Below are 21,251 nucleotides of genomic sequence, written 5' to 3' on the forward strand. Positions count from 1 at the left end.
CGGTGGCGCATTTTTTGGGTACAGGGTCTCAAAGCAGACAAGCAGGTGATTGATCATGAATGACGATCTGACGAAGCGCGAACAATTGTCGGCATTGGCTGATGGTGAACTCTCTGCCGCAGAGTTGCAGGCCGTGCTGGCCTATGCGGAAAGCGATGCAGGCCAGCAGGAGTGGCGCATGTACCACCTCGTGGGCGATGTGCTGCGTTCCCCGGAATTGGCGCATCACAGCCGGCACGATGTGCTCTCCGGAATCCGCGCCCAACTGGCCAACGAGCCTCGCCGTCCGCTGGTTTCCGTGGCCACTGAAGAGCTGGCGCAAATTGCGCATCCGGCGCAGGACCGGGCTGTGATCAATGGCGCGCCGCTGCGCGATGCGGCCAATGCCTCGGTATTTCGCTGGAAGATGGCGGCGGGCTTTGCCTCCGTGGCGGCCGTGGCTGCCATTGGTTGGAGCGTGATGCTGGGCGTGCCTGCCGGTCCCGGCGCGGCGCCGGGCCGGGCCCTGGCGGCCCTTGAGACGGGTGCTCCGTCGGCGCCGGTTGCGGTGGCTGGCAATGCCCAGGACTTCCCGCTTGGCGATACGGCCCAGTCTTCCTCGGTCGTGGCGGTGGCCGGACCCTACGGGCAGAGCGTGATGCTGCGTGATCCGCGCCTGGATGCGCTGCTGGCCTCCCATCCGCAATACAGTGGGCCGGCCACGCTGCAGATGCCTGCCAGCTTCTTGCGCAACGCCAACTTCGCCTCGGCACCGCGCGCCAACCAGCGCTGAATCTCACAGGAGAGTATTGCTCTCCTGCCTTCTTTTGCACCCGCGTCCAGCCTTTCGGAATTGAAATGGACGCGGGTGCAGTCATTTGTGCTCCATGCACGGCGGCCCACGCCCCATGCATGCTGCCGATTCGGGAACTAACCGCGTCTTTCAGGCTTCTGAGCCATCGTCTGGCCGATGCTCGCCAGGACTGCGCCAGAATGTGACGTTCGTCCGAAAGCAAGTCGGCTGCCATGTGTCCGAACAAACCGCCCGGGCGCGATGGCGTCGGGGCAACGTAATGATTGAGATGGAAAGGATGACCATGACCACTGTTCGATGGAAGACGCTGCAGTCCTGCACACTGGCCGGCGTTCTGGCGCTGGCTGCAGGCAGCGCAGGAATGCTGGTGCCGGTGAGTGCCGCCCATGCGCAAAGTGGCGCCGTGGTGCGGGGGCTGCCGGACTTCACCGATCTGGTCGAGCAGGTCGGCCCGTCCGTGGTCAACATTCGCACGCTGGAGAAGGTGTCCGCCAACTCTGCCGAGGCGCTGGGCATGGACGAGGACATGCTCGAATTCTTCCGCCGCTTTGGCCTGCCCGTGCCCAATGTGCCGCGCCAGCGCCCACAGCCGCGTTCGCAGCCTGACGAGGAGCAGCCGCGCGGCGTGGGCTCCGGCTTCATCCTGACGGCCGATGGCTTTGTGATGACCAATGCCCACGTGGTCGAAGGCGCTGACGAAGTCATCGTCACGCTGACCGACAAGCGTGAGTTCAAGGCCAAGATCGTGGGCAGCGACAAGCGCACCGACGTGGCTGTGGTCAAGATCGACGCCACAGGGCTGCCGGCCGTGAAGATCGGCGATGTGAACCGCCTCAAGGTCGGCGAGTGGGTGATGGCCATCGGCTCGCCCTTTGGCCTCGACAACTCCGTCACAGCGGGCATCGTCAGTGCCAAGCAGCGCGACACGGGCGACTATCTGCCCTTCATCCAGACCGATGTGGCCATCAACCCCGGCAACTCGGGCGGCCCGTTGCTGAATATGCGCGGCGAGGTCGTGGGCATCAACAGCCAGATCTATTCGCGCTCCGGCGGCTTCATGGGTATCAGCTTCGCGATTCCGATCGATGAGGCTGTGCGTGTCAGCGACCAGTTGCGCGCCACCGGCAAGGTCACGCGAGGCCGCATTGGCGTGCAGATCGGTCCGGTCACTAAGGACATTGCCGAATCCATTGGCCTGGGCAAGGCGCAGGGAGCACTGGTCTCGGCCGTCGAGCCGGATTCGCCCGCTGCCAAGGCGGGCGTCGAGGCTGGTGACGTGATCATCAAGTTCGACGGCAAGGCCATCGACAAGGTGGCCGACCTGCCGCGCCTGGTGGGCAATACCAAGCCCGGCACACGCAGCACCATCACCGTCTTCCGTCGCGGCGCAGCCAAGGATCTGACCATGGTGATCGCCGAGGTCGAGCCCGACGGCGCGGCTCCGCAGGCCAAGGCCACCGGCAAGGGCAGCACCCTGGTTTCCCAGCCGCTGGGCCTGACGCTGGCCGAGCTCACGGATGCCCAGAAGAAGGAGCTGGGCATCAAGGGCGGCGTGCGCGTGACGGCGGCCGTCGAGGCTGCGGCACGTGCGGGCCTGCGCGAAGGCGACGTGATCCTGCAACTGGCCAATGTCGAGATCACGGGGCTCAAGAGCTTCGAGGCCACGCTGGCCAAGGTGGACAAGAGCAAGCCGGTGAACCTGCTGGTGCGCCGTGGGGAATGGGCACAGTACGTGCTGATCCGTCCGACGCGTTGAGGCCGAAAGGGAGGGCAGTTTTTCGGGTCCTAGGGAATACCCTCGGAATCCTGACCCGGAGCCGCCCATGCCCCTTGGGGCATTGGGTAAAATGCCCCACCAAAGCGTGACGGCTCAAGGCGTCAGAAACCTGTTTTCAAAGGGGATTGTTGCGGTGCAAAAGCACCGCACTATCCGGTGATCGACGGGCGAGAAATGGCTCGGCGATTCTGTTGATAAACTGTTGATAAATAATTGTGAAAGATCAAGCCCGGACCTTTGCAGGCCTTGTCAGGGCTTGGTTTTCAGCCCGTTTTGCCTACAATAAAGTCCCAACTATCGCAGTTGCCAGAGATTGTTGGTTCGGGGCGCGTCGTTCATGGACGCGCCCTTTTTTCTTGCGCGCCGGCCCTGTCGTTTTCCACTTTCACTAGCAGTCCTTCCCGTTGATGAACCACATCAGAAATTTTTCCATCATTGCGCACATCGACCATGGCAAGTCGACGCTGGCTGACCGCCTCATCCAGCGTTGCGGAGGCTTGGCTGACCGTGACATGGAAGCCCAGGTGCTGGACTCGATGGATATCGAGAAAGAGCGCGGCATCACCATCAAGGCGCAGACCGCAGCCCTGCAGTACAAGGCCAAGGATGGCCAGGTCTACAACCTCAACCTCATCGACACGCCCGGCCACGTTGACTTCTCTTATGAAGTCTCGCGTTCGCTGTCGGCCTGCGAGGGAGCGCTGCTGGTGGTGGACGCCTCGCAGGGCGTCGAGGCGCAGACCGTGGCCAACTGCTACACCGCGCTGGAACTCGGCGTGGAAGTGACGGCTGTTCTCAACAAGATGGATCTGCCCCAGGCCGATCCCGAAAATGCCAGGGCCGAGATCGAGGATGTCATCGGCATCGATGCCAGCGACGCCATTCCCTGCTCGGCCAAGACCGGCATGGGCATCGATGAGATCCTGGAGGCGGTGGTCGCCAAGGTGCCGCCGCCAAAGGGCGATCCCAATGGCCAGCTGCGCGCCATGATCATCGACAGCTGGTTCGACACCTATGTCGGCGTCGTGATGCTGGTGCGCGTGGTCGATGGTGAACTCAAGCGTGGCGAGCGCTTCAAGATGATGGCCTCGGGCGCTGCCTATGAAGCCAACAACCTGGGCGTGTTCACTCCGGCCGACGTGCCGCGCGACGCGCTGCGCGCCGGCGAGGTGGGCTACATCATTGCCGGCATCAAGGAGCTCAAGGCAGCCAAGGTGGGCGACACCATCACGCTGGAAAAGAAGCTTCCCAACAATCTGGGCCCTGCCACCGAGGCCCTGCCCGGCTTCAAGGAAATCAAGCCCCAGGTGTTCGCGGGCCTGTATCCCACCGAAGCCAGCGAATACGACCAGCTGCGCGATGCGCTGGAGAAGCTGCAGCTCAACGATTCGTCCCTGCAGTTCGAGCCTGAAGTCTCGCAGGCGCTGGGCTTCGGCTTTCGCTGCGGCTTCCTGGGCCTGCTGCACATGGAAATCGTGCAGGAGCGCCTGGAGCGCGAATTCGACCAGGACCTGATCACCACCGCGCCCAGCGTGGTCTACGAAGTGGTCAAGGGCGATGGCGAGGTCATCCAGGTCGAGAACCCGTCCAAGATGCCCGATGCCGGCCGTATCGAGGAGGTGCGCGAGCCCATCGTCACCGTCCACCTGTACATGCCCCAGGACTATGTGGGCCCGGTGATGACGCTGGCCAACCAGAAGCGCGGCGTGCAGATCAACATGCAGTACCACGGCCGCCAGGTGATGCTCACCTATGAGATGCCGCTGGGCGAAATCGTGCTGGACTTCTTCGACAAGCTCAAGTCGGTCTCGCGCGGCTACGCCTCCATGGACTATGAGTTCAAGGAGTACCGCGCCTCCGACGTGGTGAAGGTGGACATCCTGCTCAACGGCGAGAAGGTCGATGCGCTGTCCATCATCGTGCACCGCTCCCAGGCCACATACCGCGGCCGGGCCGTGGTGGCCAAGATGCGCGAGATCATCAGCCGCCAGATGTTCGATGTGGCCATCCAGGCCGCCATCGGCGCCAACATCATTGCGCGGGAAACCGTCAAGGCCATGCGCAAGAACGTGCTGGCCAAGTGCTACGGCGGCGACATCACCCGCAAGCGCAAGCTGCTGGAAAAGCAAAAGGCCGGCAAGAAGCGCATGAAGCAGATCGGATCGGTGGAAGTGCCCCAGGAGGCCTTCCTGGCCATCCTGCAAGTGGAGGATTGATGCAAGCCATGCAATGGATTACGGCCGTCGTACTCGCGGCCTTCGTGGGCTATATCGGCGCCTGGTACACAGGCTTCATCGAGGGCAACTTCGCGCTGCTGCTGTTCCTGGCCACCGTGGTCACGGGCCTGTACTGGGTGGCGGAGCGGCTGTACTTCCTGCCGCGCCGCCGCCGCGCTGCCGTGGCCATCGAGGAGGCTGCCGTGGCACGCCGCGCAGAGCTCGACCGCATGGGCATCGCCAAGACCGACATCGAGGTGTCGGAAGAGGCCAAGGGCCGCATCCTCATGCAGCCCTGGTGGCTGGACTGGACGGCAGGCCTGTTCCCGGTGATCGCGATCGTCTTCGTGCTGCGCTCGTTCCTGTTCGAGCCGTTCAAGATCCCGTCTGGCTCCATGATCCCCACGCTGCTCGTGGGCGACCTGATCCTGGTGAACAAGTTCACCTATGGCGTGCGCCTGCCGGTGATCAACACCAAGATCACGCAGGGAACGCCGCTGCAGCGTGGCGATGTGGTGGTGTTCCGCTACCCGCCCCAGCCCAGCCTGGACTACATCAAGCGGGTGGTGGGCCTGCCGGGCGACGAGATCGCCTACCTGAACAAGCGGCTGACGATCAATGGCAAGGAAGTCCCGGTCAACGCACTGCCCGACTTCTTCGACAAGGATGCGATGCGCTACTTCAAGCAGTACGAGGAGTCGCTGGGCGACAAGCCACACCGCATGATCGTGAACCAGGATGTGCCCGCCTTCATTCAGGGCGCCAGCGGCTTCGAGTTCCGCGAGAACTGCCGCTACAGCGTCGAAGGCATCACCTGCAAGGTGCCGGAGGGCCAGTACTTCATGATGGGCGACAACCGCGACAACTCGCTGGATTCCCGCTACTGGGGCTTTGTGCCCGACAAGAACATCGTGGGCCGGGCTTTCTTTGTCTGGATGAACTTCGGGGATTTCAAGCGCATCGGCAGCTTCCATTGATCACATCACATCAAATGCATGCTTGAGGACCGCAGTGGCCCGGGCATGCGCGAGGGATTCACATCGGAGGAGGAAAAAGCATGTTGACATCGAACAACCGGCGTTCGCGCCAGCGCGGCCTGTCCTTTCTGGGACTGGTGTTTGTGATTGCCCTGGGCGTGGGCGTGGTGGCCGTAGGCGCACAATCCGTGCCAGTCTTCCTGGAGTACCAGGCCATCGTCAAGGCCGCCAACAAGGCGGCCCGTGAGGGTAGTTCCGTGGCGGACGTGAAAGCCAGCTTCAATCGCGCAGCCCAGATTGATGACATCAAGTCAATTACGGGGGAGAACCTCGAAGTGACCAAGATCAATGACCGTGTGGTGGTGGGGTTCGAATATTCGCGCGAGATCCATCTCGTGGGCCCCGCCTACCTGACTTACCGTTTTAAGAAGCAGACCCAATAGGTGCCTCCCTTACTGAATGCGCTGCAGCTGAGGCTGCAGCATCAATTTGCCGAGCCTGCATTGCTGCAGCGTGCCGTCACGCACCGCAGCTTCTCGGCAGACAACAACGAGCGCCTGGAATTCCTCGGTGACTCGGTGCTGAACCTTGCCATTTCCAGCCTGCTCTACCAGCGGCTCAGTTCCATGCCCGAGGGCGATCTGTCCCGCGTGCGCGCCAACCTGGTCAAGGAAGGCACGTTGCACCAGATCGCGCTGAGGCTGCAGTTGCCCGATCTGCTGCGCCTGGGCGAGGGTGAATCCAAGTCGGGCGGCAAGCAACGCCCCTCCATCCTGGCCGATGCGGTCGAGGCCCTGATCGGCGCGGTCTATCTGGATGCCGGCTACGCGGCGGGCGAGAAGGTGGTACACCATCTTTTCGAGGGCGTGGACATCAACCCCCACATGCGCGCAGCCGAAAAGGATGCGAAGACGGCCCTGCAGGAATGGCTGCAGGGACGGCGCATGAAGCTGCCGCAGTACGAGGTGGTCGCCACCACGGGAGCCGCCCATCGCCAGACCTTTGAAGTGGCCTGCGCGATTGCCGAGCTGCAATTGCAGGCCCGGGGAACGGGTGCCTCGCGCAGAGCCGCAGAGCAGACGGCCGCCACAGCCATGCTGGAACTATTGAAAGCAAGACACGCATGAACCAAGACAAACCTCCGGCGCCGGCACAGACCGCCGCCGAACTCGATGCCCTGCTGGCTGCGGCCAAGCCCGGCGCCGGCGCAGCACGCACGGCATCCGCCCCTGATGAAGCCCAGGCGCCCGAGGTGCCGACAGGCCCGCAGCGCTGCGGCCTGATCGCCATCGTCGGCAAGCCCAATGTGGGCAAGTCCACGCTGATGAATGCGCTGGTGGGCCAGAAGATCAGCATCACCTCGCGCAAGGCGCAGACCACGCGCCACCGCATCACGGGCATTCGCTCGCGCGCCGCGACGCAGTTCATCTTCGTCGATACACCGGGTTTCCAGACCAAGCACAGCACGGCGCTGAACAAGTCGCTCAACAAGACCGTGATGGGCGCCATCGGCGACGTGGACCTGATCCTGTTCGTCGTGGAAGCCGGCCAGTTCACGCTGGCCGATGCCAAGGTGCTGTCGCTGTTCAAGCCCGGCATTCCCACGCTGCTGATCGCCAACAAGCTCGATACCGTGGGCCGCCGTGCCGAGATCGCCCCCTGGCTCAAGAGCATGCAGGAGCGCCATCCGTTTGCCGAGTTCGTGCCCATGTCGGCCAAGAGCAAGGGCGACATCGAGCGCCTGTTCGGCATCTGCGAGAAGTACCTGCCCGAGCAGGACTGGATGTATGCGCCCGACGAGCTGACCGACCGCAGCGAGAAGTTCCTCGCCTCGGAAACCGTGCGCGAGAAGCTGTTCCGCTTCACGGGCGACGAGTTGCCCTACACCTCCACGGTGGTCATCGACAAGTTCGAGGAGGAGGCCAGCAAGCAGCACAAGCGCTTCATCCGCGTGGCGGCGACCATCGTGGTCGAGCGCGACGGACACAAGGCCATGATCATCGGAGAGAAGGGCGAGCGCCTCAAGCGCATCAGCACCGAGGCCCGTCAGGAGCTGGAAAAGCTCATGGATGCCAAGGTCTTCCTCGAAGTCTGGGTCAAGGTGCGCTCGGGCTGGGCCGACGACGAGGCCCGCGTGCGCTCCTTCGGCTACGAGTGAGAAACCTCCCCGCAAGGCCCTCTGTCCATGGCTAGCGCCAAGCGTGTCTCGGATGAGCCGGCCTATGTGCTGCACAGCTATGACTGGAGCGAGTCCAGCCTGATCCTCGAGGTCTTCACGCGGCACCGGGGCCGCGTGGCGCTGGCGGCCAAGGGCGTCAAGCGCCCGACCTCGAACTTTCGCCCCGTGCTGCTGCCGCTGCAGCCGCTGAGCCTGAGCTACAGCCTGGGCGGCGAGGGCAATGCCGAGATCCACACCCTCAAGGGTGCCGAGTGGGTGGGCGGCCATGTCATGCCCCAGGGCGACGCCCTGATGTCGGGCCTGTACCTCAACGAGCTGCTGATGCGCCTGCTGGCGCGAGACGATCCCTATGCGGCGCTGTTCGACATCTATGCCGGCGTGGTGCGCGTGCTGGCGGGCCAGCATGGCGATGCCATCGAGCCCGTGCTGCGCACCTTCGAGCTGCTGCTGCTGCGCGAACTGGGCCATCTGCCCGCCTTGAATGAGGAAAGCGCCACGCTGGCGCCGCTGGCCGAAGGCCGCCGCTATGCGCTGGTGGCCGAAGGCGGCCTGCGCCCGGCGCTGCAGGGCGAGCGCGCCGTGCTGGGCGCTGCGCAATGGCAGGCCATTGAAAGCGCGCTGCAGGCCCGGCAGGCCTTCAATGCCACGCTGCATGTGGTGGCCCAACCCGAGCAGGCGCTGGCCCTCAAGCCCCAACTGAGGGCCCTGCTGCAATACCATTGCGGCAGTCCCATGCTGCGCACCCGCCAGCTGATGATGGATCTGCAATCGCTATGAATCTTTCCCACGCTTCGCAGCGCACGGCGCTGTCGGTCAATGTCAACAAGGTTGCGCTGCTGCGCAACACGCGCCACCTGGGCATTCCCAGCGTGACGCGCGCCGCGCGCATCTGCCTGGAGGCCGGTGCCCAGGGCATCACCATCCATCCGCGTCCCGACCAGCGCCATATCCGCAGCGAGGATGTCTATGAACTGCAGGCGCTGATGAAACAGTGGCCGCAGGCGGAGTTCAACATCGAGGGCAACCCGACGCAGAACCTCATGGACTTCATCCGCGACACGCGCCCGCACCAGGCCACCTTCGTGCCCGACAGCGAGGACCAGTTCACCAGCGACCATGGCTGGAACTTCCCGCAGGACGCCGAGCGCCTGAAGCCGCTGATTGCCGAATGCCGCCAGCTGGGCGTGCGCGTCAGCCTGTTCATGGACCCCGTGCCCGCCCAGATGGCCGCTGCGCGCGCCGTGGGCGCCGACCGGGTCGAGCTGTATACCGAACCCTATGCAGCTGCCTGGGGCACGGCAGACCAGGAAGCGCAACTGCAGGCCTATGCGGCGGCGGCCCAGGCGGCTTTGGATGCCGGGCTGGGCATCAATGCCGGCCACGACCTCAGCCGTGACAACCTGGCCGCCTTCGTGGCGCGCGTGCCGGGCCTGCTCGAAGTCTCCATCGGCCATGCGCTGATTGCCGACGCGCTGGAGCTGGGCTACGCCGAAACCGTGCGCGCCTACCAACAGTGCATAGACCAGGGCATGGCGGCGCGCGCCTGAAGCTTTCGCGGAGCGAATCCATGATCTACGGCATCGGTACCGACATCTGCGACGTGCGCCGCATCCGCGCCAGCCTGGAGCGCCATGGCGACCGTTTCGCCGAGAAGGTGCTGGCCGAGGGCGAGCTGGCCACCTGGCGTGCCCGCCGCGCGCGCTGGCCTGAGCGCGGCATCCGCTTCGTGGCCACGCGCTTTTCCGCCAAGGAGGCCTTTTCCAAGGCCATAGGCATGGGCATGGTCATGCCCATGACCTGGCGCAGCTGCGAGGTCATCAAACTGCCCAGTGGCCAGCCTGCCATCGTGCTGCACGGCGCGCTCAAGGAATGGTTCGAGGCGCGCAACCTGCAGGTGCACCTGTCCGTGACCGACGAGAGCGACTACGCGGCCAGCTTCTGCGTGGTCGAGCGCCGCGCCTGATACCCGGCCAGCGTGACGCTGGCTTTTTTGACTCCACAGGATTCATAGGAACTCCCGGCATGACCGAGCACGCACCCCTCATCATCGACATCGCCGGCAAGGCACTCACCGATGTGGACCGCCAGCGCCTGGCGCATCCGTTGGTCGGCGGCATCATCCTCTTTGCCCGCAACTGGGAAAGCCGCGATCAGCTGGTGCAGCTGTGCGCCGATATCAAGGCGGTCAAGCCCGATTTGCTGATCTGCGTGGACCATGAGGGCGGGCGCGTGCAGCGTTTTCGCGCTGACGGCTTCACGCACCTGCCGCCCATGCGCGCTTTCGGCCAGATGTGGATGGACGACGGCAAGGGCAGCAAGCACCGTGAAGGCAGCGGCGCCCTGGCTGCCATGAACGCCGCCACGGCGGCCGGCTATGTGCTGGGCACCGAGCTGCGTGCCTGCGGCGTGGATTTCAGCTTCACCCCGGTGCTGGACCTTGACTACGGTGCCAGCAGCGTCATCGGCGACCGCAGCTTCCACCGCGACCCGCGCGTGGTGGCCGCGCTGGCCCGCAGCCTCATGCACGGCCTGCTGCAGGCCGGCATGGGCAACTGCGGCAAGCACTTTCCCGGCCACGGCTTCGTCAAGGCCGATTCGCATGTGGACATTCCGGTCGATGGCCGCAGCCTCACCGCCATCCTGGGCGAGGACGCCGCGCCCTATCCCTGGTTGTCCAGCGTGCTCACGGCCGTGATGCCGGCCCATGTGATCTACCCCAAGGTCGACAAGCGCCCGGCCGGTTTTTCTGCCAAGTGGCTCAAGGACATCCTGCGCAGCCGCCTGCGCTACGACGGCGCCATTTTCAGCGACGACCTGAGCATGGAGGGCGCGCGCCGCATCGACGGCCAGCTCATCGGCTATACCGACGCGGCCCTGGCCGCGCTGGAGGCGGGCTGCGACATGGTGCTGCTGTGCAACCAGAGCCTGGGCCTGGGCGAGCATGTGGACGAGCTGCTGGCCGGCATGGAGGCCGCGCAGCGCAGCGGCCGCTGGCAGCCCGATGCCGACAGCGAATCGCGCCGCGTGGCCCTGTTGCCGGAAACCGTGCCCCAGCCCTGGGACGACCTCATGCGCCAGCCTGCCTATCTGCAGGCGCTGGACCTGCTGCCTTGATGGATTGAAGGACGCCGCCGCTGGCCGCTCCGAGGGCCAAGGCGGGCTTTGCAAAGGCATGTGCGTGTCGTAACGGGCGCGTCGGCCGGTGTTTCACAGGAGAGTTTTCCCATGCGCGTTGGCGTGCTGACCGGAGGTGGCGACTGCCCCGGCCTGAATGCGGTGATCCGTGCGGTCACCAAGTCCCTGATCAACCACGGCCAGTGCGAGGTGCTGGGCATTGCCGACGGCTTCGAGGGCCTGATGCTCGACCCGCCCGGCGTCAAGCCCCTGGGCTGGGACGAGGTCTCGGGCATCCTGCATGTGGGCGGCACCATCCTGGGCACCAGCAACAGTGCCAACCCCCTGCGCGATGCGGCCACGCTGGAGCACGTGGGCCGCAATGTCCGGGCGCTGGGCCTGGACGTGGTGGTGGCCATCGGCGGTGACGGCACCATGAGCCTGGCGCATGGCCTGGCCGAACAGGTGGGACTGACCTGCGTGGGCGTGCCCAAGACCATCGACAACGACATTGCCAATTGCGAGCGCAGCTTTGGCTTCGACACCGCCGTGGCCACGGCCACCGAGGCGCTGCGCCGCATCGAGAGCACGGCCAACAGTCACCACCGCGTGATGATCGTCGAGACCATGGGGCGCCATGCCGGATGGCTGGCGCTGGAGGCCGGCATTGCCGGTGCGGCCGACGTCATCCTGCTGCCCGAGATCGATTACGACCTGCAGGCCATCGTCGATTTCTGCCGGGGCCGCGAGCGGCGCCAGCGCTACACCATCATCTGCATCGGCGAGGGCGCCAAGGAAAGCGGCGCCAGCCTCACGGTGCGCGAGCGCATCGAGCAAAGCCCCGACCCGGTCCGCCTGGGTGGCGTCGGCCATGTGCTGCGCGAGCGCCTGCAGCCCCACCTCAGGAGCGAGGTGCGCACCACGGTCCTCGGCCATGTACAGCGCGGTGGCGACCCCACGCCCTTTGACCGCGTGCTGGCCACGCAGTACGGCCACCATGCGGCGCAACTGGTGCTGTCGGGGCGCTTTGGCCGCATGGTCACGCTGCAGGGTGGCGAGATCGGCAGCGTGGAAATCTCCCGCGTGGCCAACACCCAGCGCACCGTGCCCCTGGACCACGGCCTGCTCACCATGGCGCGCGACATAGGCATTTGCCTGGGCGAGCCAGGCAAGCAGGATGCGCGGCCGGCCGCAGCCGGCAGCCACTGAGCCTGCCATGCGGCAGCAGGGACGTCTCACCGGCTGGAAGGACGAGCAGGGCTTTGGTTTCATCGAACCCGATGGAGGCGGCGCGCAGGTCTTTGTCCATATCAAGTCCTTCACCGATCGCCGGCGCAGGCCCGAGGGCGGAGAGCGTGTCAGCTACGTGCCCAGCCGCAACGCCCAGGGAAAATGGCGCGCGCAGGATGTGGCCTTCATTGACGAACCAAGGACCGGCCGCCCGCAGCCTGCGCGGCGAAGCCGTACCGGCATGCCTTCGCGGTCTCAGTCACCTGTGCGAGGCCCGGTGGCGGTGGGCCTGGCCGTTGCCTTCTTCTGCGTGCTGCTGGCTGTTGCCTGGAGCGGCCGCATGCCCTGGACACTGGCCGGCCTGTATGCGGCGGCAAGCTTTGTGACCTTCATGGTCTATGGATTCGACAAGTCCGCCGCCAGGCACGACCGCTGGCGCACCAGCGAAAGCCGTCTGCACCTGCTGGCACTGCTGTGCGGCTGGCCCGGCGCGCTGCTCGCGCAAGGGCTGCTGCGGCACAAGTCCAGCAAGGCCTCGTTCCAGTTGGTGTTCTGGATCACCGTGGTGCTCAACTGCGGCCTGCTGGCCTGGCTGCTGTCATCGGCAGGTGCGCCGCTGCGGGCGCTGGCGCCCGGCATCTTCTGAAAATTGAAGGAACTGGCGATGACCCATGCTGGACCACGGCCCGAAATGCCCTCCGCCAACGATGCATCGCTGCAGACCTGGCAGGCGTCTTGGGAGAGCGCCTGGTCCGCACTGGGTGCCAGCGCTCCGCAGCCTGTGCTGGCCGAGCTGCTGCAAAGCTACAGCGAGCCCAAGCGCCACTACCACACGCTGCAGCATCTGGGCGAGGCCATGGGCCTGCTGCAACCGGCGCTGGGCCTGGCCGAGCACCCCGGCGAGGTGGCTCTGGCGCTGTGGTTCCATGACGCTGTCTACCAAACGCAAGCCAAGGACAACGAGGCGCGCAGCGCCGACTGGGCCGCCGCCGTGCTGCGCGGGCAGGGTCTGCCTGCCGATGTGGCCGGGCGCGTGCACGGCCTGATCATGGCGACCTGCCACGCTGCACAGCCGTCCGGAATCGACGCCCAACTGCTGGTGGATGCCGACCTGGGCATTCTCGCGGCCGACCCTCTGCGGTTTGCCGAGTACGAAGTGCAGGTGCGGGCCGAGTACGAATGGGTGCCCTTGCCGCTGTACCGCGCCAAGCGCCGCGAGGTGCTGCTGGGCTTCATGCAGCGCGAGGCCATTTACTGCACCGACTGGTTCCGGCAACGGCTGGAGGTGCGGGCGCGGCGCAACCTCGCGCAGGCCCTGGGTTTGTAGGCGGCGCCTGCGTCGGCGTCCTATGATCGGGGGCTGCTGCGGGCCGTGCAGGCCTGCCTCCCTCTCTTTCTTATCTTGCCCAGGCTCTGCCTGGCTCACCGGACGCGCAGATGACCACCCTTGGAACCCCTTACTCCCCCCATGCCACCAAAGTCATGCTGCTGGGCAGCGGCGAACTCGGCAAGGAAGTGCTGATCGCGCTGCAGCGCCTGGGCGTGGAAACCATTGCCGTGGACCGCTACGAGAATGCGCCCGGCCAGCAGGTGGCCCACCACGCGCGCACCATCACCATGAGCGATCCGGCCCAGCTCAAGGCCTTGATCGAGGCCGAGAAGCCCGACCTGGTCGTGCCCGAGATCGAGGCCATTGCCACGCCCATGCTGGAAGAGCTGGAAGCAGCCGGTGTGGTCACCGTGATCCCCACGGCCCGCGCCGCGCGCCTGACCATGGACCGCGAAGGCATTCGCCGCCTGGCCGCCGAGACGCTGGGCCTGGCCACCAGTCCTTACCGCTTCTGTGATTCGCAGCAGGAGCTGCAGGCCGCCATCGACGGCACGGATGGCCAGCCCGCCATCGGCTTCCCTTGCGTGGTCAAGCCCGTGATGAGCAGCTCGGGCAAGGGCCAGAGCAAGCTGGACGGCCCGGACGACGTGGCCAAGGCCTGGGACTACGCCATGGCCGGCGGTCGCGTGAGCCATGGCCGTGTGATCGTCGAAGGCTTCATCGACTTCGACTACGAAATCACCCAGCTCACGGTGCGCGCCAAGGGTGCGGACGGCCAGGTGCAGACGCATTTCTGCGATCCGATCGGCCACATCCAGCAGTCCGGCGACTATGTGGAAAGCTGGCAGCCCCATCCCATGCACCCGGCGGCGCTGCAGAAGTCGCGCGACATCGCCAAGGCGGTGACCGATGACCTGGGCGGCCTGGGCCTGTTTGGCGTGGAGCTGTTCGTCAAGGGCGAGCAGGTCTGGTTCAGCGAGGTCTCGCCACGCCCGCACGACACAGGACTGGTCACGCTGGCCACGCAGTGGCAAAGCGAGTTCGAGCTGCATGCGCGCGCCATTCTGGGCTTGCCCGTGGATGCCTCGCTGCGCAACCCCGGAGCCAGCGCCGTGATCTATGGCGGGCAGGATGCCGAAGGCCTGGTGTTCGACGGCGTGGACGAGGCCCTGGCCGTGCCGGGCACGGACCTGCGCCTGTTCGGCAAGCCCGAGAGCTTCGTCAAGCGCCGCATGGGCGTGGCCCTGGCACGTGCCCAGGATGTGGAGCAGGCGCGCACCAACGCCAAGCTGGCCGCCAGCAAGGTCCGGCCGCGCAAGCCCTGAGGCGCGCTGCTCAATGGCGAAGCCGCCGTCCCTTTGCCGGGCGGCGGCTTTTTTCATGCGGTGCCGGCCTTAGTTGGTCGTGTGCATGGGAGGCTGCGAGGGCTGGGCATCATGCGGCGTGGTCAGCCGGATGGCGCGCTCCTCCTCGCCATGGGTGGCATGCTCGCCATCCGCGCCCAGGCCCCCCTTCCAGCGCCGGACCACGCGCTGGAAGATCAGCGAGTTGGGGATCTGCAGCAGGTTGGGTGAGAGATCGGGCGCATGGGCGTCCTGCAAGGTGGTGTAGAGCATGTTGATGTCGATCACGCGGCCCTTGGCACCGGGCTTTTCCGCCGTGTCCAGCACCTCGATGTAGTCACCCAGGCGAAAGGGCCCGACGATGACGATGAGCAGTGCGCAGAACAGGTTGGACAGCACGCTCCAGGCTGCAAAGAAGGCCACGGCGCCCACGGTGGCAAAGCCGGTGAAGGCCGTCCACAGCACGGTGGCCGAGACGCCCAGGCGCTCCAGTACCAGCGGCACGGTGGCGGCAATGAGAATCCAGCGGAACACGCCGCGCAGCGGCACCAGCAGCTCCGGCGGCAGGCCGTAGTGCCGGCCCGCGCGTGCGATCAGCCGGCGAACCAGGCGATTGAGCAGCCAGGCCGCACCGATGATCAGCAGGATCTGGGCACCGGGGATGATGAACTCCAGCCAATCCTGCATCCAGGTGGGCAGGTGCGCTTGAAAACGACGCATAACTTCAAACATTCAGGAAACAGGAATCCGCTTTCGGGACCCGGATGCGCAGCTCGCGCGCGCCCGGCATTGAGCTGCGATCGTAAGCGCAGGCGCAAGGCCCGGCAGTCAGGTGCGGCGCTGCTCCACCGTGTCCATCTGCATCTCGAAGCTGAAGAAGCGGTCGCGCCCCTGCGCCTTGGCCGCGTACAGTGCCTGGTCGGCGCGCATGAGCATGGCTTCGGCGCTGGTGTATTCGTCGGGAATGCAGGTGGTGATGCCGCCCGACAGCGTGAGACCCGATTCATGGGGCGAATCGGGGTGGCGTATGCGCAGCACGCGCAGCATCTGGCCCACGGCACGCGCAAACGTCATGGCGCCCGAGCGTGGCGTGCGCGGCAGGATGAGCGCGAATTCCTCGCCGCCATAGCGCGCCGCCACGTCACGGGGGCGTACGCAGACCTCGCGCAGCAGGCGCCCGATCTGTTTCAGGCATTCATCGCCATGCACGTGGCCATAGGTGTCGTTGTAGCGCTTGAAATGGTCCAGGTCGCAGAGCATCAGCGTCAGTGGCTGGCCTTCGCGCCGGGCCGAGGCGATCTCTGCATGCAGGATGCGGTCGAAGCCTCGGCGGTTGACCAGGCCCGTGAGCTGGTCGAGCTCGACCATTTCATTGAGCTTCTGGTTGGCCTCGTGCAGCTCGGCCGACAGCGATACCAGGCGCCGGCGCATGTCCAGCAGGCGGCGCATGGCGCGCAGCTTGGCCACGAGCACGATGGGCTTGACGGGCTTGACCAGGTAGTCGTCGCCTCCGGCCTCGATGCCGCGCCACACATCCAGGTCATTGTCCAGGCCGGACAGGAAGATGACGGGCGTCCACTCGCCGGGCTCGGCCTCGCGCAGCTGGCGGGCAACCCAGTAGCCATCCTCGCCGGGCAGGCGGATGTCCAGCAGCACCAGGTCGGGGCGCTGCTCGCGGAACAGCACCAGGGCGCTGGGGCCATCGGCGGCCTCCAGCACGCGGGTCACGCCCGCGTGCAGCAGCTCGCTGACCAGGCTGGTGCGCACCGAGGCCTGGTCTTCCACGACCAGCACGCAAAAGGGCGCGGACTCGTCCGTTGGCTTGGCGAAGCGTGCTCCGCTGGGCTCGATGGCGGGGGAGTCGGCGCTGTCGGTGGGCAGGGGAGGTGGGGCGGGGGGCATGGCCTTCATGGTTGCGAAACCAGGAATGGATCAAGGGGCCGCGCAGTGCGCGGCGTGGGGATGGCGCCAGTGTAAGTCGGGTGTCGCGTCCGTGTGCGATTGTGTGCACGGGGCTTTTGCTAGGCCAGCGGCAGATCCGTGCGGGCGCGGCTGGCCTCGTCATGCCACTGCACAAAGGCGTCGGCAGCCGGGCAGATGCGCGGGTTACCCAGTTGCTGCAGCAGCCTGCAGGCCGCAAAGCCCTGGGCTTTGCTGTCATAGGCAAGTGCCCACTGGCGGCGCTCCTCCTGCCGGTCTTCGGGAACGGGCCAGCTGCGCAGCGAGGTGGATAGGCCGGTCAGGCCCATGCGCCAGGGCTTGCCGGAGACACGTGCGCGAAAGCATTGCTGGCGCTCGCACAGCAGGGCATAGAGCGGGTCCACCTGCAGGGCGTCGAACAGCCGCCCGACGGCCGGATCGTCCGATGCGAAATCGGCATGCGTGACGATGACGCGCAGGCCCTTGGGTGTTTCGTAGACGCGCAGTCCCCAGTCGGGGTGGCTTTGGTGGAAGGTCTGCACGCGCTCCATGGCGCGCGTGGCCGGCGAGTCCGTGGCCGCACGCTGGCGCGCCTGGCGTGCTTCCCACCAGCGCTGCACGCGCCGCATGGCAAGGAACAGCAGCAGCACGACCAGTGCCGTGGCCACCATCCGCGAATTGTTCTTGTGCGGTGCCAGCCGGGCCAGCCAGATGGCGACCGAAGCCAACAACAGCAGGGTCACGACGGGAAAGCGCACGGCGCTCGGCGGCTCGGGCAGGTCGATATCGGCGATGGCCACGCGCTCGGTGTTCAGGCAGTGGGCGCCGTAGCTGTTGCGCGTCATCACCGTGCCGTCGCGGCGCTGCAGGACTTCTTCGCGTATGGGGGTGGTGAAGCCGTCGAGCGCGTACTCGTTCTTCCATTCCATGCGAGGCTCGCCCTTTGGAAGCGCCGCATTGCGGGCGGCTTCCAGGGCCTGGCCAGCACGCTCCTGTGCGTGGGCCTGGGCGGCTTCCTGGCTGGTGTCTGACCATCCCCAGCGCTGGACGGTGATGCCGTGGGTGGGGCGGCTTTCATGCCGCAGGCGCGCCTGCGCCCAGTAGGTGGGGATGTGCATGGCGAGCCAGTATAGGGAAAAGCCGCCTGGCTCCCAAGGGAACGCAGGCGGCTTCAGTTTGCAACGCGCGCAGGCGTTGGATGCCGTGGTTTTTACTGTTCGCGGCGCAGGGCAGGGAACAGGATCACGTCGCGGATGCTGGCGCTGTCGGTCAGCAGCATCATCAGGCGGTCGATGCCGATGCCGCAGCCGCCCGTGGGGGGCATGCCGTACTCGAGGGCACGCACGAAGTCGTGGTCGAAGTACATGGCTTCGTCGTCGCCACCGTCCTTGGCCTGGACCTGGGCATTGAAGCGCGCGGCCTGGTCCTCGGCGTCGTTGAGTTCGGAGAAACCGTTGCCGAATTCGCGGCCCGTGATGTACAGCTCGAAGCGCTCGGTGACCTCGGGGCGCTCGTCATTGGCGCGCGCCAGCGGCGAGATCTCGGTGGGGTGCTCCATGATGAAGGTGGGCTGCCAGAGCTTTTCTTCCACCACTTCCTCGAAGTACAGCACCTGCAGGCTGGCCAGGGTGCGGGCGGACAGGCGGTCCTTTTCTTCCGTCATGCCCAGCTTGCGCAGCGCATTGGTCAGCCAATCGCGGTCGGCCACCTTGTCGCCCGCCTCGGTGAACTTGACGATGGCCTCGGGAATGGTCAGGCGCTGGAAGGGCTGGGACAGGTCCACGGGCTTGCCGCCGTAGGTCAGCTGCAGCGTGCCCACGGCCTTTTGCGCGGCGTCGCGCACCAGCGCCTCGGTGTAGTCCATCAGGTCGCGGTAGTTCCAGTAGGCCGCGTAGAACTCCATCATGGTGAACTCGGGGTTGTGGCGAACCGAGATGCCTTCGTTGCGGAAGTTGCGGTTGATCTCGAACACGCGCTCGAAGCCGCCGACCACCAGGCGCTTGAGGTACAGCTCGGGCGCGATGCGCAGGTACATCTCCTGGTCCAGCGCGTTGTGGTGGGTGACGAAGGGCTTGGCGTTGGCGCCGCCGGGAATGGGGTGCAGCATGGGCGTTTCCACTTCCAGGAAGCCGTGCTCCACCATGAATTCGCGGATGCCCGAGACGGCCTTGCTGCGTGCGATGAAGCGGCGGCGGGCCTGCTCGTCCATCATCAGGTCCACGTAGCGCTGGCGCACCTTCTGCTCCAGGTCGGCCATGCCGTGGAACTTGTCGGGCATGGGGCGCAGGCTCTTGGTGAGCAGGCGCAGCGTCTGCACCTTGACCGACAGCTCGCCCGTCTTAGTCTTCATCAGCGTGCCCTCTGCGCCCAGGATGTCGCCCAGGTCCCAGCGCTTGAAGGCCGCATAGACCTCCTCGCCCACGGTGTCGCGTGTGATGTACAGCTGGATGCGGCCGTGCGTGGGGCCCAGCGATCCGTCCTGGATGGTGGCAAAGCTGGCCTTGCCCATGACGCGCTTGAGCATCATGCGGCCGCCCAGGCTGACCTGCACGGCTTCGGCGTCCAACTGCTCGGCGCTCTTGTCGGCATGGGCCTGCTGCAGCGCCTCGGCGCGGTCGGCGGGCTTGAAGTCGTTGGGAAAGGCCACGCCGCCCTGTTCACGGACCTGTTCGCGCAGGGCCTTGAGTTTTTCGCGGCGCTCGGCGATGAGTTGGTTTTCGTCCTGGGGAGCGGTCTGGTCCGCTGCGGATGGGGTGTTGTGTTCGGTCATGACAATGAGCGCCAGCGCAAAACGCCGAGGGGCCGGAAAAAAGCCGGGGGAAAAAAGCGGGAAAAGCCGAAAAAAGCCAGGCGCAAAGGGCTGGAGGGTGCAGAGGCGGCAGCAAATGCCACCGGCAAGCCCCGCAGCTGGCGGGCTGAATCCGCGATTTTAAGTTTTTTGGCGCGCTTTCGGTGCGCGGTGCTGCCAATGTGCCGGACGCCGCTGCGGTATGACGCCGCTGTCCCGCCAATTCGTCAGTGCCCGGCGGAAGGGGAGCCGGGTGCGGGGCCCTGGGCATGGCCTATGCCGCTGCGCTCCAGCACATCGGCCACGAGCTCCAGCCGCACCAGCGGGCTGTCCAGCGCCATCAGTTGCTGTTTGATGGAGACCGGCATGGGCAGCAGCTCGGTCCAGCGGTTGGCCACCCAGCCGCAGTCGCCCATCTGTTCGGCGCTGGGCAGTCGGGCATGGTCGGCGTCTGTGGAGCGCGCGTGCAGCTGCATCAGCACCTGGGCCAGGGCCTGGGCGGTGGCGAGCAGGTGGCTGGGGATGGGTACGGCGGCATCGGCAGGCAGCATCTGCACATCGGCCACCCACAGGCCGTGGGGCAGCTGGCGATGCTCCTGCATGCGAAAGCGCTGCGTGCCTTCGCACTGCAGGTGCAGCAGGCCGGGCTGGGGCTGCTGCAACTGGACGATGCGGGCCAGCGTGCCCACGGCGTGCAATTGCTCGGCGGCCGCGCCGGCCTTGCGCACTTCGCTGCCGGCCTGCAGCGCCACCACGCCGAAGGGAGCGCCCGTGCGCTCGCACTTGCGGATCATGTCCAGGTAGCGGACTTCAAAGACGCGAAGGCTCAGCAGGCCTTGGGGAAAGAGGACGCTGCCCAGGGGGAACAGCGGCAGGGAGTGCAGTGCGGTAGGGGCGGTCATGTGATGGGCGGGATGCGGCAGCTATCATCCCATGCTGTGCCAAGGCCGGATGGCCATGGTCCGATCTTCCTCCCGCAGTCCTACAACGCCATGCTTTTTCAGATCGTTTCCTTTTTGCTCGACGTGGTCGTTGGCCTGTTGACCGGCGTCTGCCTGTTGCGCATGTACATGCAGGCCCAGCGCGTGCCCTTCGGCAACCCCGTGGGGCAGCTGGTGTTTGCGCTGTCCGACTGGATCGTGATGCCGCTGCGCCGCATCATCAAGCCGGCCGGGCGCTGGGATATGTCCAGCCTGATCGCCGCCTTCCTGCTGCAGATGCTGCAGTTCGTGCTGCTGTGGCTGTTGATGGGTGGGCAGTCCACCGTGGTTGCCCTGCCCTGGCTGGCGCTGTGCGGCTTGGCGCGCGTGGCGCTGTCGGGCATGGTGGGCGTGCTGCTGATCTATGCCATCTTGTCGTGGGTGCAGCCGCAGTCGCCGATGTATGGCGTGCTGCAGCGCCTGTCCGAGCCCATGCTGCGGCCCATCCGCCGTGTTGTTCCGCTGATCGGCGGTATCGATCTGTCGGCACTGGTGGCTCTGGTGCTGCTGCAGATCGCGCTGATGGTGCTGGGGTATATCCAGGGGTCGGGCCTGATGCTGCTGGCCTGATTTCCCTGGTTTCGTGGACGTGAAAAAGCCGCCG

The 21,251-nt window shown here is 65.9% G+C and carries 21 protein-coding genes; 16 read left to right on the forward strand and 5 right to left on the reverse strand.

The window, feature by feature from the left end:
- The first annotated feature begins 55 nt into the window (after positions 1 to 55).
- The 15 genes from LGR64_RS03905 to purT all read left to right on the forward strand — a co-directional run bounded on the left by LGR64_RS03905 (position 56) and on the right by purT (position 14,941).
- On the forward strand, positions 56 to 772 hold the full coding sequence (locus LGR64_RS03905) for a sigma-E factor negative regulatory protein (RefSeq protein WP_141834161.1): 717 nt from the start codon (positions 56 to 58) through the stop codon (positions 770 to 772).
- A gap of 304 nt (positions 773 to 1,076) precedes the next feature.
- On the forward strand, positions 1,077 to 2,549 hold the full coding sequence (locus LGR64_RS03910; RefSeq protein ID WP_063328587.1) for a DegQ family serine endoprotease: 1,473 nt from the start codon (positions 1,077 to 1,079) through the stop codon (positions 2,547 to 2,549).
- A 428-nt stretch (positions 2,550 to 2,977) separates the two neighbouring features.
- Positions 2,978 to 4,786: a translation elongation factor 4 gene (gene lepA / locus LGR64_RS03915; RefSeq protein ID WP_034396681.1), complete on the forward strand. Its 1,809-nt coding sequence runs from the start codon at positions 2,978 to 2,980 to the stop codon at positions 4,784 to 4,786.
- On the forward strand, positions 4,786 to 5,763 hold the full coding sequence (lepB, locus tag LGR64_RS03920) for a signal peptidase I (protein ID WP_012207062.1): 978 nt from the start codon (positions 4,786 to 4,788) through the stop codon (positions 5,761 to 5,763). Before lepA ends, lepB begins: the two co-directional genes overlap by 1 nt.
- A gap of 80 nt (positions 5,764 to 5,843) precedes the next feature.
- Positions 5,844 to 6,206, forward strand: a complete 363-nt coding sequence (locus LGR64_RS03925) for a DUF4845 domain-containing protein (protein WP_063328135.1) — start codon at positions 5,844 to 5,846, stop codon at positions 6,204 to 6,206.
- On the forward strand, positions 6,207 to 6,890 hold the full coding sequence (gene rnc, locus LGR64_RS03930; protein WP_012207060.1) for a ribonuclease III: 684 nt from the start codon (positions 6,207 to 6,209) through the stop codon (positions 6,888 to 6,890). It begins immediately after the preceding gene.
- Positions 6,887 to 7,921 (forward strand): GTPase Era, encoded by a 1,035-nt coding sequence (gene era / locus LGR64_RS03935; protein WP_012207059.1) that lies wholly within the window; start codon positions 6,887 to 6,889, stop codon positions 7,919 to 7,921. The genes rnc and era overlap by 4 nt, the downstream gene beginning before the upstream one ends.
- Before the next feature lie 27 nt (positions 7,922 to 7,948).
- Positions 7,949 to 8,719 carry a DNA repair protein RecO gene (gene recO / locus LGR64_RS03940; protein WP_012207058.1) on the forward strand — a complete coding sequence of 257 codons (771 nt, stop codon included), beginning with the start codon at positions 7,949 to 7,951 and terminating at the stop codon, positions 8,717 to 8,719.
- The gene (locus LGR64_RS03945) at positions 8,716 to 9,489 is read left to right on the forward strand and encodes a pyridoxine 5'-phosphate synthase (RefSeq protein ID WP_012207057.1); all 774 of its coding nucleotides are present in this window, start codon (positions 8,716 to 8,718) and stop codon (positions 9,487 to 9,489) included. The genes recO and LGR64_RS03945 overlap by 4 nt, the downstream gene beginning before the upstream one ends.
- A gap of 20 nt (positions 9,490 to 9,509) precedes the next feature.
- A complete protein-coding gene (acpS, locus tag LGR64_RS03950) occupies positions 9,510 to 9,905 on the forward strand; it encodes a holo-ACP synthase (RefSeq protein WP_012207056.1) in 396 nt (131 codons plus the stop codon).
- A gap of 59 nt (positions 9,906 to 9,964) precedes the next feature.
- Positions 9,965 to 11,056 carry a beta-N-acetylhexosaminidase gene (gene nagZ, locus LGR64_RS03955; RefSeq protein ID WP_034396680.1) on the forward strand — a complete coding sequence of 364 codons (1,092 nt, stop codon included), beginning with the start codon at positions 9,965 to 9,967 and terminating at the stop codon, positions 11,054 to 11,056.
- Positions 11,057 to 11,167: 111 nt separating this feature from the next.
- Positions 11,168 to 12,265: a 6-phosphofructokinase gene (locus tag LGR64_RS03960; protein WP_141834164.1), complete on the forward strand. Its 1,098-nt coding sequence runs from the start codon at positions 11,168 to 11,170 to the stop codon at positions 12,263 to 12,265.
- Between the two features lie 7 nt (positions 12,266 to 12,272).
- Positions 12,273 to 12,932, forward strand: a complete 660-nt coding sequence (locus LGR64_RS03965) for a DUF1294 domain-containing protein (protein ID WP_141834166.1) — start codon at positions 12,273 to 12,275, stop codon at positions 12,930 to 12,932.
- Between the two features lie 18 nt (positions 12,933 to 12,950).
- Positions 12,951 to 13,613, forward strand: a complete 663-nt coding sequence (locus tag LGR64_RS03970; RefSeq protein ID WP_141834169.1) for an HD domain-containing protein — start codon at positions 12,951 to 12,953, stop codon at positions 13,611 to 13,613.
- Positions 13,614 to 13,723: 110 nt separating this feature from the next.
- Entirely contained in the window at positions 13,724 to 14,941 is a 1,218-nt protein-coding gene (gene purT, locus LGR64_RS03975) for a formate-dependent phosphoribosylglycinamide formyltransferase (RefSeq protein ID WP_016451185.1), read from the forward strand.
- Positions 14,942 to 15,010: 69 nt separating this feature from the next.
- Here purT and LGR64_RS03980 read toward each other — a convergent pair whose 3' ends face one another.
- From LGR64_RS03980 to LGR64_RS04000, 5 genes are all read right to left on the reverse strand, one after another.
- Positions 15,011 to 15,679: a mechanosensitive ion channel family protein gene (locus LGR64_RS03980; RefSeq protein WP_185750992.1), complete on the reverse strand. Its 669-nt coding sequence runs from the start codon at positions 15,677 to 15,679 to the stop codon at positions 15,011 to 15,013.
- A 108-nt stretch (positions 15,680 to 15,787) separates the two neighbouring features.
- Positions 15,788 to 16,870 carry a GGDEF domain-containing response regulator gene (locus tag LGR64_RS03985; RefSeq protein WP_012207049.1) on the reverse strand — a complete coding sequence of 361 codons (1,083 nt, stop codon included), beginning with the start codon at positions 16,868 to 16,870 and terminating at the stop codon, positions 15,788 to 15,790.
- A 110-nt stretch (positions 16,871 to 16,980) separates the two neighbouring features.
- Positions 16,981 to 17,997, reverse strand: a complete 1,017-nt coding sequence (locus LGR64_RS03990) for a hypothetical protein (protein WP_141834172.1) — start codon at positions 17,995 to 17,997, stop codon at positions 16,981 to 16,983.
- Positions 17,998 to 18,089: 92 nt separating this feature from the next.
- Positions 18,090 to 19,649, reverse strand: a complete 1,560-nt coding sequence (lysS, locus tag LGR64_RS03995; protein ID WP_097205024.1) for a lysine--tRNA ligase — start codon at positions 19,647 to 19,649, stop codon at positions 18,090 to 18,092.
- A gap of 245 nt (positions 19,650 to 19,894) precedes the next feature.
- Complete coding sequence (locus LGR64_RS04000) at positions 19,895 to 20,569, reverse strand: LON peptidase substrate-binding domain-containing protein (RefSeq protein ID WP_034396674.1); 675 nt, start codon at positions 20,567 to 20,569, stop codon at positions 19,895 to 19,897.
- 90 nt (positions 20,570 to 20,659) lie between these two features.
- On the opposite strand from LGR64_RS04000, the gene LGR64_RS04005 reads away from it, so the two are divergent.
- On the forward strand, positions 20,660 to 21,217 hold the full coding sequence (locus LGR64_RS04005; RefSeq protein WP_013801011.1) for a YggT family protein: 558 nt from the start codon (positions 20,660 to 20,662) through the stop codon (positions 21,215 to 21,217).
- Positions 21,218 to 21,251 lie beyond the last annotated feature (34 nt).

Source organism: Delftia sp. Lp-1 (assembly GCF_020523835.1).
GTDB lineage: Bacteria > Pseudomonadota > Gammaproteobacteria > Burkholderiales > Burkholderiaceae_C > Comamonas > Comamonas acidovorans.